The 13,506-nt window shown below is 64.9% G+C and carries 12 protein-coding genes; 1 reads left to right on the forward strand and 11 read right to left on the reverse strand.

What is annotated here, in order from left to right; translation table 11 throughout:
• Positions 1-25: 25 nt before the first annotated feature.
• From hisB to AB3G31_RS16970, 5 genes are all read right to left on the reverse strand, one after another.
• On the reverse strand, positions 26-625 hold the full coding sequence (gene hisB / locus AB3G31_RS16950; protein ID WP_367847243.1) for an imidazoleglycerol-phosphate dehydratase HisB: 600 nt from the start codon (positions 623-625) through the stop codon (positions 26-28).
• On the reverse strand, positions 622-1,644 hold the full coding sequence (gene hisC, locus AB3G31_RS16955) for a histidinol-phosphate transaminase (protein WP_367847244.1): 1,023 nt from the start codon (positions 1,642-1,644) through the stop codon (positions 622-624). The genes hisB and hisC overlap by 4 nt, the downstream gene beginning before the upstream one ends.
• A 49-nt stretch (positions 1,645-1,693) precedes the next feature.
• Complete coding sequence (locus AB3G31_RS16960) at positions 1,694-2,662, reverse strand: bile acid:sodium symporter family protein (protein ID WP_367847245.1); 969 nt, start codon at positions 2,660-2,662, stop codon at positions 1,694-1,696.
• 63 nt (positions 2,663-2,725) lie between these two features.
• Positions 2,726-3,550: an NUDIX domain-containing protein gene (locus AB3G31_RS16965; protein WP_367847246.1), complete on the reverse strand. Its 825-nt coding sequence runs from the start codon at positions 3,548-3,550 to the stop codon at positions 2,726-2,728.
• Positions 3,547-4,533: a quinone oxidoreductase gene (locus AB3G31_RS16970; RefSeq protein ID WP_367847247.1), complete on the reverse strand. Its 987-nt coding sequence runs from the start codon at positions 4,531-4,533 to the stop codon at positions 3,547-3,549. The genes AB3G31_RS16965 and AB3G31_RS16970 overlap by 4 nt, the downstream gene beginning before the upstream one ends.
• Before the next feature lie 65 nt (positions 4,534-4,598).
• Between AB3G31_RS16970 and AB3G31_RS16975 the strand changes: the two genes are divergently transcribed.
• On the forward strand, positions 4,599-5,498 hold the full coding sequence (locus tag AB3G31_RS16975; RefSeq protein ID WP_367847248.1) for a DMT family transporter: 900 nt from the start codon (positions 4,599-4,601) through the stop codon (positions 5,496-5,498).
• 59 nt (positions 5,499-5,557) lie between these two features.
• Here AB3G31_RS16975 and AB3G31_RS16980 read toward each other — a convergent pair whose 3' ends face one another.
• Genes AB3G31_RS16980 through AB3G31_RS17005 form a run of 6 tightly spaced genes read right to left on the reverse strand, consistent with a single transcriptional unit; the run spans position 5,558 to position 13,496 of the window.
• Entirely contained in the window at positions 5,558-6,523 is a 966-nt protein-coding gene (locus tag AB3G31_RS16980) for a polysaccharide deacetylase family protein (RefSeq protein ID WP_367847249.1), read from the reverse strand.
• The gene (locus tag AB3G31_RS16985; protein ID WP_367847250.1) at positions 6,516-7,844 is read right to left on the reverse strand and encodes a putative O-glycosylation ligase, exosortase A system-associated; all 1,329 of its coding nucleotides are present in this window, start codon (positions 7,842-7,844) and stop codon (positions 6,516-6,518) included. Before AB3G31_RS16985 ends, AB3G31_RS16980 begins: the two co-directional genes overlap by 8 nt.
• A gap of 20 nt (positions 7,845-7,864) precedes the next feature.
• Entirely contained in the window at positions 7,865-9,205 is a 1,341-nt protein-coding gene (locus AB3G31_RS16990; protein ID WP_367847251.1) for a phenylacetate--CoA ligase family protein, read from the reverse strand.
• Positions 9,206-9,259: 54 nt separating this feature from the next.
• Positions 9,260-10,342, reverse strand: a complete 1,083-nt coding sequence (locus AB3G31_RS16995) for a glycosyltransferase family 4 protein (RefSeq protein WP_367847252.1) — start codon at positions 10,340-10,342, stop codon at positions 9,260-9,262.
• Entirely contained in the window at positions 10,342-11,565 is a 1,224-nt protein-coding gene (locus tag AB3G31_RS17000) for a TIGR04063 family PEP-CTERM/XrtA system glycosyltransferase (protein WP_367847253.1), read from the reverse strand. Before AB3G31_RS17000 ends, AB3G31_RS16995 begins: the two co-directional genes overlap by 1 nt.
• Entirely contained in the window at positions 11,562-13,496 is a 1,935-nt protein-coding gene (locus AB3G31_RS17005; protein ID WP_367847254.1) for an XrtA/PEP-CTERM system amidotransferase, read from the reverse strand. Before AB3G31_RS17005 ends, AB3G31_RS17000 begins: the two co-directional genes overlap by 4 nt.
• Between the last annotated feature and the right edge of the window lie 10 nt (positions 13,497-13,506).

Here is a 13,506-nt window from a genome sequence, read left to right on the forward strand (position 1 = left end):
GTAGGGCCCGATTTTACTTAAAACCTTACAGAGAACCCTTGGTGGACGGGATCATGCCCACCGAGCGCGGGTCCAGCTCCAGCGCAGAGCGCAGCGCCCGGGCGAAGGCCTTGAACACGGTTTCGGCCTGGTGGTGCGCGTTCACGCCCTTCAGGTTGTCGATGTGCAGGGTGACAAACGCATGGTTGGCAAAGCCCTGGAAGAACTCGTAGGTCAGCTGGCTGTCGAAGCCGCCAATCATGCCGCTGGTGAAGGGCACGTGCATTTCCAGGCCCGGGCGGCCCGAGAAGTCGATCACCACGCGGCTCAGCGCTTCGTCCAGCGGCACGTAGGCGTGGCCGTAGCGGCGGATGCCTTTTTTGTCGCCCACCGCCTTGTGCACGGCCTGGCCCAGGGTGATGCCCACGTCTTCCACGGTGTGGTGGCCGTCGATGTGCAGGTCGCCTACGCAGGCGATGTCCAGGTCGATCAGGCCGTGGCGGGCGATCTGGTCCAGCATGTGGTCGAAGAAGCCGATGCCGGTGTGCAGCGTGGACTTGCCGGTGCCGTCCAGGTTGAGCTTGACGGTGATTTGGGTTTCAGCGGTGTTGCGGCTGACTTCGGCGGTGCGTTGGGTCGTGGTCATAAAGATTTTTGGAAGGCGGCCAGCATGCGCAAATTCTCTTCGGCGGTGCCGACGGTGATGCGCACGCAATTGAGCAGCAAGGGATGCATTTTAGAAACGTTCTTGACCAGCACGCCCTGGGCTTTCATACCGTCGAAGGTTTTGGCCGCATCGGGCACCCGCACCAGCAGCATATTCGCGTCGCTGGGCCAGACTTTCACGCCCGGCAACACCCCAAGTGCTACTGTAATAATAGCGCGCTGCGCCCGTATCTCCTGCGCCTGGGCCGCAAACTCCTCTAAATGCGCCAGGGCGAACAGCGCGCACTCGCAGTTCAGCACGCTGACGTTGTAGGGCGGGCGCACCTTGTCGATCTCGGCCACCAGCGCCTGCGGGCCGATCAGGTAACCCAGCCGCACCCCGGCCAGGCCGAACTTGCTCAGGGTGCGCATCAGCAGCACGTGGGGGTGGCGGGTGAGCCTGTCCAGATAGGTTTTACTGGAAAACGGCTGGTAGGCCTCGTCGATCACCACCAGGCCGGGCGCGGCTTCGATGATCTGCTCGATCGCCGCGTCATCCCAGAGGTTGGCCGTAGGGTTGTTCGGGTAGGCCAGGTAGACGATGACGGGCTGGTGCTGCGCAATCGCGGCCAGCATGGCGGGTGTGTCCAGCTCGAAGTCTGCCGTCAAGGGCACGCCCACAAAGTCCAGGCCCAGCAACTGCGCGGCCATGCCGTACATCACAAAGCCCGGCACCGGGGCCAGCACCGTAGCCCCCGGGCGGCGGCAGGAGATGGCCAGCAGGTTGATGATTTCGTCGGAACCGTTGCCCAGAATCAGCCCGTAGCCCGCAGGCAGGCCGGTGTGGGCGGCCAGCACCTGGCGCAAGAAGTCCACCCGGCCATCGGGGTAGCGGTTCAGCGCCACCTCGCCCAGGCGCTGGCCCAGTGCGGCCTGCAGGGCGGGCGGCAGCCGGTGCGGGTTTTCCATCGCGTCCAGCTTGACCATGCCGGTGGCATCCTGCACCACGTAGGATTGCATGGCGCGGACGTCGGGGCGGAGGGTGTCTAGGGGGTTTCTCATAGGGCGCTTAAATGGGTCTTTTGGCATAGCGCTGCGCCAATACCGCGCAGACCATCAACTGGATTTGGTGGAAGATCATCAAGGGCAGCAGCATCACGCCCACCACGGGCGCGGCAAACAGCACCTTGGCCATGGGTACGCCGCTGGCCAGGCTCTTTTTGGAGCCGCAAAAGACAATGGTGATCTGGTCCTCTGGCGAGAAACCCAGCAGGCGGCCCAGCCGGGTGGTCAGGGCCAGCACCAGGGCCAGCAGCACGCAGCTGGCCACCACCACGCCCAGCAAAATGGGCAGCGGCACCTGCTTCCACAGGCCCTCGATCACCGCCGCGCTGAACGCGGTGTAAACCACCAGCAAAATCGAGCCCTGGTCGACAAACTTCAGCCCGGCGGCGTGCTTTTTCACAAAGCCGCCCACCCAGGGCTGCAGCAGTTGGCCCAGCACAAACGGCAGCATCAGCTGCAGCATGATGCGCCCCACCGCCTCCAGCTCGCCCGCACCCGACACCCCGCCCGGCACCACCAGCCAGCCCACCAGCAGCGGCGTGATGAACACCCCGATCAGGCTGGACGCCGAGGCGCTGCACACCGCCGCCGACACATTGCCGCGCGCCATGGCGGTAAAGGCAATCGCCGACTGCACGGTGGCGGGCAAGGTGCATAAAAACAGCATGCCCAGCGCCAGATCGGGCGTGAGCATGGCCGCGAACAACGGCTTGAGCAGCAGGCCCAGCACCGGAAACAGCGCAAACGTGCAGCCCAGCACCAGCAGGTGCAGCCGCCAATGGCTGATGCCCGCCACCACCGCCGCCCGCGACAGCTTGGCCCCATGCAAAAAGAACAGCAGCGCGATCGCCGCCGTGGTGAGCCACTCAAACCCCCGCGCCACCGCGCCCTGGGCGGGCCACAGGCTGGCCAGGGTGATCACGGCGATCAGGAGCAGGGTGAAGTTGTCGGGGAGGAAGCGGGGGCGGATCATGGAATTCGGTCAAACGCTATTTTTTATATAGCTGCTTACGCTGATTGAATGGGCGGTAGAGGGCTATTTTATGTGTAACTGGCGGTGGGCTTCCAGGTAGTCCGCCAGGATCAGGGTGGCATCGTCGGTGAACGCACCCTGCGCCAGTTGCTGTAGCAGTTCGGCCGGGTCCAGCAGGGCAAAGGCCTGCACCTCACCGTCCTGGTTCTGCGGCTCCAGGCCTGCGGGCACGGTGCAGGCATACCAGTGGATATGCTCCACCACGTAGCCCGCGCCGCCACAGTCGGTGCTGGGGCGGCGGGTGGTGAGTTGGCCGCCGGGGCGCAGCGCCTGCAGCGTGGGCAGGCGCAGACCGGCCTCTTCCCAGGTTTCGCGCTCCAAAGCCGTGTCCAGGTTGTCGGCGGCAGCCACCATGCCGCCGACCAGGGTGTCCCACAGGCCGGGATCGTTGGGCTTGGTGAGGGCGCGTTGCTGCACCCAGACCCGGCCATCGGGCGCGTCCGCCACCAGGTGCACGGCACGGGTGGTGAGCCCCAGGGCGCGCACCACGGCCCGCTCCACGGTGGCAACGATCTGGCCGTCGGCAGCGGGCACGGCCAGTTGCTCGTCGCGCCATGCGGCGGCCAGGCCCGCATCGCGCAGGGCGTGGGCCAGGTGCGCCAGGCTGTTGGTGGCGTCGCCCTGCAGTTGCCACCCTGCCACGCCGCTTTGCTCCACTTTCAAGAGCACTCTGTGCAGGTAGGGTAAGCGCAGGCGGTCGATTTGGTGCATGAACTCTGGCTCGACCGAGCCGATCTGCGCCGCACCCACCCACAGCGGTGCACGGGGGCGCCGCGGAGGCTGATCGGCATCGGCGCGCAGGCGGGCCAACCAACTCGGCAGGTTCATAGCGTGAGGATGGTGCAGCCGGTGGTTTTGCGGGCTTCCAGGTCGCGGTGGGCCTGTTGCACGTCGGCCAGGGCGTAGCGTTGGCCGATATGGATCTGCACCTGGCCGCTGGCCACCACGGCAAACAGGTCGTCGGCCATGGCCTGGGTGCTTTCGCGGGTGGTGATATGGCTGAACAGGGTGGCCCGCGTGAGGTACAGCGAGCCCTTGGCACCGAGGATGCCGGGCGCAAACGGTGGCACCGGGCCGGACGCGTTGCCAAACGACGCCAGCAGGCCGAAGGGGCGTAGACAGTCCAGCGATTTCTCGAAAGTGTCTTTGCCCACCGAGTCGTAAACCACCTTGACGCCTTGTCCGCCGGTGATCTCCTTGACCCGGGCGACAAAGTCTTCTGCTGCGTAATTGATAGCGTATGCCGCCCCATTGGCGAGCGCCAGGGCACATTTCTCTGCCGAACCCGCGGTGCCGATGAGCTGCAGGCCCAGGGCCTTGGCCCACTGGCTGGCGATCAGGCCCACCCCCCCGGCGGCGGCGTGGAACAGCACAAAGTCGCCGGGCTGCAGGCCACCCTGGGGCAGGGTTTTCTTCAGCAGGTACTGTGCCGTCAGGCCCTTGAGCATCATGGCCGCGCCGGTGTCGAAGCCGATGGCATCGGGCAGCTTGCAGACGCAGGTGGCGGGCATCACGCGGCGCTCGCAGTAGCTGCCGGGCGGGTTGCTGGCGTAGGCGGCGCGGTCGCCCACCTGCAGGTGGGTCACGCCCTCGCCCACCGCCTCGACCACCCCGGCGGCCTCCATGCCCAGCTGCACCGGCAGGTTCTGCGGGTACAGGCCGCTGCGCTGGTACACGTCGATGAAGTTCAGGCCGATGGCGTGGTGGCGGATGCGGATCTGGCCCGGGCCGGGCTCGCCCACGTCGACGTCGGTCAGGGTCAACACTTCGGGGCCACCGTGCTGGTGGATCTGGATGGCTTGGCTGCGCATAGGGAAAAGCTCCTGAAATGGGTTCGGCAGGATGGTGCCATGAAAGCCCAGGTAAAGTGCGCGGCATGCAAGAACGCCTTACTTTTCGCACCGCCCTGCTGCTGGCCTTTGGCCCCCTGATGTGGGCGGGCAATGCGGTGGTGGGCCGGGTGGTCCACACCCTGGTGCCGCCCATCACCCTGAACTTTCTGCGCTGGGCGCTGGCGTTTGCGATTTTGCTGCCCTTGGGCGGTTGGGTTTTGAAGCGCGGCAGCGGGCTGTGGCCGTACTGGCGGCGGTTTGCGCTGCTGGGGCTGCTGGGCGTGGGTCTGTACAACGCGCTGCAGTACATGGCGCTACAGACCTCCAGCCCGATCAACGTGACCCTGGTGGGGGCCAGCCTGCCGATGTGCATGCTGGTGGTGGGTGCGCTGTTTTTCGGGGCCAGCGTGTCGCGCCAGCAGGTGCTGGGCGCGCTGCTGTCGCTGGCCGGGGTGCTGCTGGTGCTGAGCCGGGGCGAATGGCAGCAACTGCTGGGCCTGCGCCTGGTGCTGGGCGATGTGTTCATGCTGCTGGCCACGGTGTCGTGGGCGTTTTATAGCTGGCAGCTGACCCTGCCGCGCGACCCACCCACCGTCCGCGCCGACTGGGCGGCGTTTTTGCTGGCGCAGATCACGTTTGGCCTGCTGTGGTCGGGCGGCATGACGGCGGTGGAATGGGGCCTGGGTGCCGCCCCCATCCAATGGGGCTGGACGCTGGCCGCCGCGCTGGTGTTTGTGGCCGTGGGCCCGGCGGTGCTGGCCTACCGCGCCTGGGGCGCCGGCATGCAGCGGGTGGGGCCGAACGTGGCCGGGTTGTTCATCAACCTCACGCCGCTGTTTGCCACGGTGCTGTCGGCCGCGTTTCTGGGCGAATGGCCGCACCTGTACCACGGGCTGGCATTTGCGCTGATCGTCGGCGGGATCTGGGTGTCGGCGCGGCGCTGACGCTACACATTCAGGAGCTGCTCATGCTTATGGAATAAGCGCTGGCGGCCTAAAAAGCATCAGGTTTTCCAGAGGTTCCCGGCAAAGCGCGCGCCAAAGCGCAGCTTGCTGCGGTCCCACGGCGTGAAACGCGGGATCTGGAACACATCGGTGCCCGCACGCGACGCACCCCAGGTGGTGGACACGGCGGCGTCAAAGCCCAGGTCGCGCACGATTTGCACGCTCTCGGGCGAGTAGTCGGTGCCCGGCTTGCCGTTGGGGTAGGCGAACAGGCCGACGCGTTCGCCCAGCAGTTGCTCCAGGCGCAGGCGGCTCTCATAGATCTCGGCCCGCGCGGCATCGGCGCTGAGGGTGGCCAGGATGGGGTGGGTGCGGGTGTGGGCCCCGATTTGCATGCCCGCCTGGCGCAGTTCGCGCACCTGCTGCGAGGTCATCATCAGGTCGGTGGGCGGCTGCACCTCGGCACAGTCGGCGATCTGCAGGGTCAGGGCGTGGCGCTGGGCCACGGGCAGGTATTTGATCTGGCCGATGATGGCCCCGATGGCGCTGCGCTTGTCGGCGGGGCTGGCGATGGTGTGCAGACCTAAATCACCGGTGCCATCGGGCTTGGCGACGCTGCGCAGATCCAGCTGGGCCGCACGGCAGCCGCGCACCGACTCGATCACGGTGTCGTTCCACATGCGGCCGCCGTCCAGGAAGTCGGTGGCAATGAAAAAGGTGGCGGGGAGGCCATGGCGCGCCAGGATGGGCTGGGCCTGGGTACGGTTGTCGGCGTAGCCGTCGTCGAAGGTGATGGCCACGGCCCGCTCGGGCAGCGTGCCGTCTTGCAGCCGGCGGGCCGCCTGGTCCAGCGGCAGCACATTGCACCAGGATTTCATCCAGCGGCAGATGGCATCGAACGTGGTGGCATCCACCTCGCCCGGAAAGATGGGGTCGGGCTCGGGCAGCACGCGGTGGAAGATGAGCACCGACAGGCGGCCCCGCGCTCCCGCTGGAGACAGGGGCTTGAGCAGCGTTTTAAACATAGCGTTTGACGGGGGAAGGCTTGGGCAAAATGGGGCGCGCCATGCCAGGAATATTTTTCCAGCCAGGCAGATTAGCCGGCTCACGCAGCCAGCCCTTGGTTTGCACCCACACGCGGGTCAAGACCACCATCACCATCACGTTGTAAGGCAGATCGAAGTACGCCAGGCTGAGAAAAGCCCCGCCGACGGCATAGCCCATCAGGCAGACCTGGCACATCGCCCCCAAGTCGACGCACCAGGCGGCCTCTGGAATCTTGCCGCATTGGGTGCGCAACCAGCCGGCCGAGCGCCAGGTGAGAATCCAGATGGACAAAAAGATGAACAGGCCGATAAAACCGTGGTTGCCCAGCACCTGGAAGTAGATGCTGTGCGCGGCATGGACCATGTCGGGGTATGGGGAGAAGCGGGCAAACAGCTCGGGCCGGGCGGCATTGAAGCCCACACCCAACGGGTAATGGAAGGCGATGTTCCAGGCATTCCACCAGGCGGCGATGCGGCCCATGGAGGATTCGTCCTCCTGGTAGTCGTTGATGGTGGACATGCGGCCCATCCAGGCATCGGGCATGAAGGCAATCAGCAGCGGCACGGCCAAAAACAGCACCAGGCCCACGGACAGCTTGTTTTTGCCGTTCCACCACAGAAACGCCACCATGGCCCCCATCGCCAGCAGTGCGCCGCGCGAATAGCTGCCCAGCGACGCCACGGCGCACATCAGCATGGTGACGCTCATGGCGTGCCTGCCCCAGCGGTTGGTGAGCTGCAGCTGCAAAAAGCGCAGCAAGGGGATGGCCATCACCAGCGACAGTGCAAATTCGTTGTTGTCTTCAATGAACGAGCCCGGCGGGCCCCAGACCCGGAAGTTGCCCCCGGTCGTCAAGGTAAACAGCCCGCCCTTGGCCCCCAGCAGGGCCAGGGAACCGGCCGAAATCCAGGTCAGGGCCAAGATATGTTTCTTGGTGTGCAACAAGACCAGGGCGATCAAGATCATGGCATCCACCTTCATGACCTTGTTCCACTGCCAATAGTCGTCTCCCGGGTCCAGCCCGAACAAGGTCGACAGGGAAATCCACACCATGAAGACCACGAACATGGTGACCGCCGCATTCTTGAACGGCGAGGTGCGCTCCTTGGTCATGAGCAAACCCAGGGTGGTGGCCCCGAAAGCAATGGCGGCCACCGGCGCATCGTAGGCAAAACCGAAGGCGTAGCGGTGCGGGTTCATGATGCTCAACCAGGTCCACAGCATGACGCCGATCCAGGGCCGCTTCAGTGCGGCGAACGCGGCGGCGAACACGATCGACATGATCAAAATGTCACGCATGGGAAAGACTACCTGGTTGGTTAGACGGCATGGCTGATGATGTAGCGGAATTTACCCGACTTCTCGGCGGCAATTGACTCCACCAGCTCCACCTCCACCGCCACGTTGGCCCCGAGGCGGCGCTGGAAACCGGCAATGATCTGGCCCACCATGGGCGGCTCGAATCCGGCTCCGGTGACCAGCAGCACGCGGGTTTTTTCGCGCGACTCCTGCACCACCTTGAAGGACTGCACCCCGGCCAGGTCGCGCAGGATGTAGATCAGCGACAGACCGTGCATCACCGTGCCGTCGGCGGCAATCACAAAGTCGGTGCTGCGGCCCTGGATTTCCTTGAGCACCGGCAGGCCCCGGCCACAGCTGCACGGCGCGTTGCCCTGCACGCCAATGTCGCCGGTGCGGTAGCGGATGAACGGAAAGTCGTTGGTCGCCAGGTGGGTGACGACGATCTCGCCCGCCACGCCGGGTGGCTGCACTTCCCCCGCTTCGTTGATGATTTCCACCACCAGGTCGTCGGCGGTGATGTGCATGCTGCCCGCCGGGCATTCGTGGGCAATGAAGCCCGCGTCGCGCCCGCCGTAGCCGTTGGCCACCGGGCAGCCAAACGCCTGGCTGATGGTGGCGCGCTGGTTGTCGTACAGGCGCTCGGAGGTGACAAAGGCCACCTTGATGCCCAGGTCGTCCATCGCCACGCCGCGTTTTTGCGCATGCTGGGCAATGTGCGTCAGGGCCGAGGGGTAGCCAAACAGCATCTTCGGGCGGGTGCTGCGGATGGTGGCGATGAAGCCGTCGAGCTTGGCCTCGGACATCTCGAACGCGGGCAGCAACTGGGTGCGCAGCATCTTGTCGCGCACCTGCTTGATGCGGTCTTGCCCGCCGAGCTCGATGGGCGAGCCCCAGACCACGATCTCCGGGTCGCCAATGTCCACGCCCCACCACCGGGTGGCCCGCCACTTGGCCGCCACATCGTGGCTGACGCGCTTGGTGCCGATGAAGAACACCAGCGGTTCGCCCGACGAGCCACCGGTATTGAAGCGGGCCAGGCCCTGGGCGTGGGCGTGGCGCAGCGCGTCGGTATTCGCTTTGATGACCGATTTGGTGAGAAACGGCAGGCGGGCCAGATCGGCCACCGACTGCACCTGCGCCGGGTCAAAGCCGGTGCGGGCAAACAGGTCGCGGTAGTACGGCACATGCTGGCCCACGTCGGCCAGCAAGGCACGCAGCTGCTGTAGCTGGTAGGCGGCGATCTTCGCAGGCGGCCACCACTGCGCGGTTTCCATATGGCGGCGGGTGGCCACGGTGCTGTGGTTCTTGAGCCGCTCGTGCAGCGGAAATAGCAAACCGGAGACCAGGGATGTGTACATATCAATACTACAAAATGTATAGCTTCTTACGCCGATGGAATAAGCGGTAGAGGGCTATTTTGCTTGAATCGCTTGCCGGTAGTGCGCTGCCAGCAAGGGGGCGACCTGGCCCCAGGTGTAGCGCTGCACTTCCGCCAGGCCCGCCTGCTGCAGGCGCGCCCACAGGCCCGTATCGTCCAGCAGCCGCAAACAGGCCGCGGCCATGGCCTGCGGCTGGGCCGGGGGCACGAGCAGGGCCGTCACGCCGTGTCGCACCATGTAGGGCACGCCGCCCACATCGGTACTGACCACCGGCACGCCGCTGGCCATGGATTCCAGCACCGAATTGGGCATGTTGTCGGCCAGGCTGGGGTTGAGCATGATGTCGGCCTCGCGGTACAGCGCGGCCATGGCATCGCGGTCCAGCCGCCCGGTGAAGTGCACGCAGGCCTGCAAACCCAGGTCGGCCACCAGCTGGCGCAACGCGGCTTCTTGCGGGCCGCTGCCCGCGATGGTCAGCCGCGCCAGAGGCCATTGCGCCTGCACGGTCTGGAAGGCGCGGATGGCGGTGGTGTTGTCATAGAGCGGCTCCAGGTTGCGGGCCACCACGATGTGTGCGGACTGCGCGAGTTTGCCGCCACGCGGATGGAAGCGGGCCAGGTCGATGATGTTGGGCACGATGGCCGCCTGCATGCCGAAGCGGGCAAACACTTCCTGCAAAAAGGCCGACGGCACCAGCAGGCCCGCCGTGGCGGCCATGGAGGTGCGCACCACGGCCTGCGCGCCTTGCAGGAATTGCGCTGCCTCGCCGCCCCGGTAGTTGACCACCACCGGAATACCGCGCAGGCGCGCGATCCAGATGGCGGGCGCAGCAAACAAATGCCAGGACCAGCCCGAGTTGGCCATGATGTGCAGCACATCGCTGTGGCCCGCGGTACGCCACAGCGCCGCCAGGTACGGTAGCAAGCGAAACACCGCCCGCAGGCCCGGCAGCCGCCCGGCCCATTGGGGGCGGTACGGCGCATTGGTTTGCACCAGAGTGACCTGGGCCTGGGCTGACCGCAGCAGTTCGGCCAGTTGCCTGGTCTGGTTGGCCATGCCGCCCGCGGGCGGTGGCAAGGGACCGACCAGGCCGACCCGGATACCCGCCAAATCCATCAGGCCGCGCTGCCAGTCAACGCGCCGTAGGGACGCTGGTAATGGGCAATACTGGCTGTCCAGTTGCGTTCGGATTCGACAAATGCACGGCCGGCCGCACGCAGCTGGGGCCAGCGCTCGGGGGTCGCCAGCAGATCCAAAATGGCCTGGGCCAGCGCAGGCGCACTGCCCGCTTTAAACAGCATGCCAGTTTCGCCATGGCGGATCAGCTCCTTGTGGCCACCCACGTCGGACGCCACCAGCACCCGGCCTTGCGCCATCGCTTCCAGGGGCTTGAGGGGGGTGACCAGCTCGGTCAGTCGCATGGAGTGGCGCGGGTAGGCCAGCACGTCCACCAGGTCGTAGTACCGCTGCACTTCGGCATGCGGCACGCGGCCGGTGAACACCACTTTGTCCTGGATACCCAAGGCCTGGGCCTGGGCTTTGAGCGCGTCGTCCTGCGGGCCACCGCCCACCAGCAGCAGGCGCACCTGGGGTTCCTTGGCCAAAATCTGGGGCAAGGCGGCCAGTAGCAAATCCAAGCCCTCGTAGGCGTAAAAAGAGCCAATGAAGCCCACGACCTTGCAGTCGGAAAGGCCCAGTCGGGCCTTCAGCGCCATATCGGGCACGCCACCGACATCGAACGAGTCGACATCCACCGCATTGGGAATCACTGTGACCTTGGATGCGGGGATGCCCCGCGCCACGATGTCCGAGCGCAGGCCTTCGCAAATGGTGAAGATATGGCTGGCCAGCTTGAAGGCCCGGGTTTCCAGACGGCGCGTCAGGCGGTAGCGCAGGCTGCCCTCGGCCGTGGTGCCGTGGTCTACCGCCGCATCTTCCCAGAACGCCCGCACTTCGTACACCACGGGGATGCCTAGACGCTTGCCGACCCGCAGGGCGGGCATGGCGTTGAGCACAGGGGAATGGGCGTGCAGGATGTCGGGGCGGACCCGCTCGGCCACCTCCTGCAGGCGGCGCTCGACCTGGCGCATCATTGCCCACTCGCCAAAACCTGGTACGGCGGGCAGTGCACTGCCCTCCCCTGCCACCGCTGGCGTGCGGTAGAAATGCCAGCCGTCTACATCCTCTTCCAGCGCATTGCCGTGGGTGTGTTTGGGGGTGGTGAGGTGGAAGGTCTCCCAGCCCAGCTTGCGCTGTTCGCGCAGGATGGACAGGGTGCGAAAGGTGTAACCACTGTGCAGGGGAATGGAGTGGTCCAGCACATGCAAGATGCGCGTCATACCGCCACAGCCTCTGCAGGTGTGGGCATGTGCACTTCGGGCTGCATCACATTGCGCAAAAATGCCTCGAACATCAACAGCGTCCACAAAGGCGCGCTGTAGTCACGGGCACCTGAGTCGTGCGCGTCCACCAGATGCTCCAGGTACTGGCGGTTGAACCAGCCTGTTTCCGCCAGGCGTGGGCCCAGGACCGCATCGCGCACGCGTTGGCGGAGCGGGCCGCGGAACCAGCGTGCCAAGGGCACCGAAAAGCCCATTTTGGGACGGTACAAAATATCATGCGGCAGGCGGGGTTCCATGGACTTCTTGAGCAAATATTTGCCCTCCTGCCCTTGGATCTTGAGCGAGGACGGCAAGGTGGCCATCCATTCGACCAACTCGTGGTCCATCAGCGGCTCACGCACTTCCAGCGAATGGGCCATGCTGGCGCGGTCCACCTTGGTGTTGATGTCGCCGACCAGGTAGGTCTTCAGGTCCAGGTACTGGATCAGGGCCAGCGGATCGTCGGTACCGGCCTGGCTGGCGTGGTAGTTGAAGACCTCCTGGGCGTTGTATCCCGCCAGTTCGGTCTTGAAGCGCGGGCTGAACAACTGGTCGCGCATGGGGCCACGCAAAATCGACACCGAATGGAAATACGCCTCCACCGAGCTGCGGGCCATGCCCTCGAACGTGGTTTTGGCGCGGAACATGCGCGGAGCCCAGTCGGCCTTGGGGTAAATGCGGCCCAAGGTCTTGAACAAGGGCTGGCGCAGCGCCGAAGGCATGGACGAACGCATCTTTTCTTCCATCAGATGCATGCGGTAGCGGCGATAGCCGCCAAATGTCTCGTCGCCACCGTCACCAGATAGCGCCACCGTAACGTGCTTGCGCGCCAGCTCGCACACCCGGTAGGTTGGAATGGCCGAGCTGTCCGCATAAGGCTCGTCGTACAGACGGGCCAAGGTGTCGATCAGGTCGAAGTCGTCGCTCTTGACCATTTCCACATGGTGGTTGGTGTGGTAGCGGTCAGCCACGGTTTGGGCGAAGGCGGCCTCGTTAAAAGCCGGGTCATCGAAAGCGATGGAGCAGGTGTTGACGGGTTCCGGCGAGATTTCGGCCATTTCTGCCACCACCGCGCTGGAATCCACGCCGCCCGACAAGAATGCACCTAAAGGCACTTCCGCGATCATGCGCAACCGCACCGATTCCTTGAGCTTTTCGTCCAACTGCGCGCAAGCTTCATCTACGCCGATCTTGCTGTCCAGCGTAAAGCGCACATCCCAGTAGGGTTCGGGCTCCGCCAGCGGCTGACCGCGTCGGATGGTCAGGGTATGTGCAGGAGACAACTTTTTGGCTTGCCGGAAGATCGTGCGCGGCTCGGCCACGTAGCCCAGGGCGAAATACTCCTCCACAGCCAGCGGGTCCATATCGCGCTTCAGGCTGCCATGGGCCAACAGCGACTTCAATTCCGATCCAAACACCAGCATGCCATCGTCCAACACCGCGTAGTACATGGGTTTGACTGCCAAACGGTCACGCGCCATGAAGAAGGTTTGCTGGTTACGGTCCCACAGAGCAAAGGCAAACATACCGCGAAACCGCTTGACGCAATCCTTGCCCCAAGCCTCCCACGCGTGGACGATCACTTCGGTGTCGCTGCGCGTATGGAACACATGCCCCAGGGCTTGCAGTTCTGGAATCAGTTGCTGGTAATTGTAAATTTCACCATTGAACACCACCACCACTGAACCGTCTTCGTTGAACAGCGGTTGCTGCCCGGTAGCCAGGTCAATGATGGAGAGACGCCGGTGCCCAAAACCCACACCAGGTTCCAGGTACAAACCACCTTCCACCGGCCCTCGATGGCGCTGGGACTCGTTCATGCGGTGCAGCACAGCGCGATCGATGTCGCGCCCGCTTCGGGTATCAAAAATGCCGACAATTCCACACATGGTATTTATC

The sequence above is a fragment of the Rhodoferax sp. WC2427 genome (assembly GCF_040822085.1).
Classification (GTDB): Bacteria; Pseudomonadota; Gammaproteobacteria; order Burkholderiales; family Burkholderiaceae_C; genus Rhodoferax_B.

Bases quoted from the DNA above. Each gene is read 5' to 3' on its own strand.
- hisB (WP_367847243.1), bottom strand. From the start codon at position 625: ATGACCACGACCCAACGCACCGCCGAAGTCAGCCGCAACACCGCTGAA.
- hisC (WP_367847244.1), bottom strand. From the start codon at position 1,644: ATGCAATCCTACGTGGTGCAGGATGCCACCGGCATGGTCAAGCTGGAC.
- AB3G31_RS16960 (WP_367847245.1), bottom strand. From the start codon at position 2,662: ATGATCCGCCCCCGCTTCCTCCCCGACAACTTCACCCTGCTCCTGATC.
- AB3G31_RS16965 (WP_367847246.1), bottom strand. From the start codon at position 3,550: ATGAACCTGCCGAGTTGGTTGGCCCGCCTGCGCGCCGATGCCGATCAG.
- AB3G31_RS16970 (WP_367847247.1), bottom strand. From the start codon at position 4,533: ATGCGCAGCCAAGCCATCCAGATCCACCAGCACGGTGGCCCCGAAGTG.
- AB3G31_RS16975 (WP_367847248.1), top strand. From the start codon at position 4,599: ATGCAAGAACGCCTTACTTTTCGCACCGCCCTGCTGCTGGCCTTTGGC.
- AB3G31_RS16980 (WP_367847249.1), bottom strand. From the start codon at position 6,523: ATGTTTAAAACGCTGCTCAAGCCCCTGTCTCCAGCGGGAGCGCGGGGC.
- AB3G31_RS16985 (WP_367847250.1), bottom strand. From the start codon at position 7,844: ATGCGTGACATTTTGATCATGTCGATCGTGTTCGCCGCCGCGTTCGCC.
- AB3G31_RS16990 (WP_367847251.1), bottom strand. From the start codon at position 9,205: ATGTACACATCCCTGGTCTCCGGTTTGCTATTTCCGCTGCACGAGCGG.
- AB3G31_RS16995 (WP_367847252.1), bottom strand. From the start codon at position 10,342: ATGGATTTGGCGGGTATCCGGGTCGGCCTGGTCGGTCCCTTGCCACCG.
- AB3G31_RS17000 (WP_367847253.1), bottom strand. From the start codon at position 11,565: ATGACGCGCATCTTGCATGTGCTGGACCACTCCATTCCCCTGCACAGT.
- AB3G31_RS17005 (WP_367847254.1), bottom strand. From the start codon at position 13,496: ATGTGTGGAATTGTCGGCATTTTTGATACCCGAAGCGGGCGCGACATC.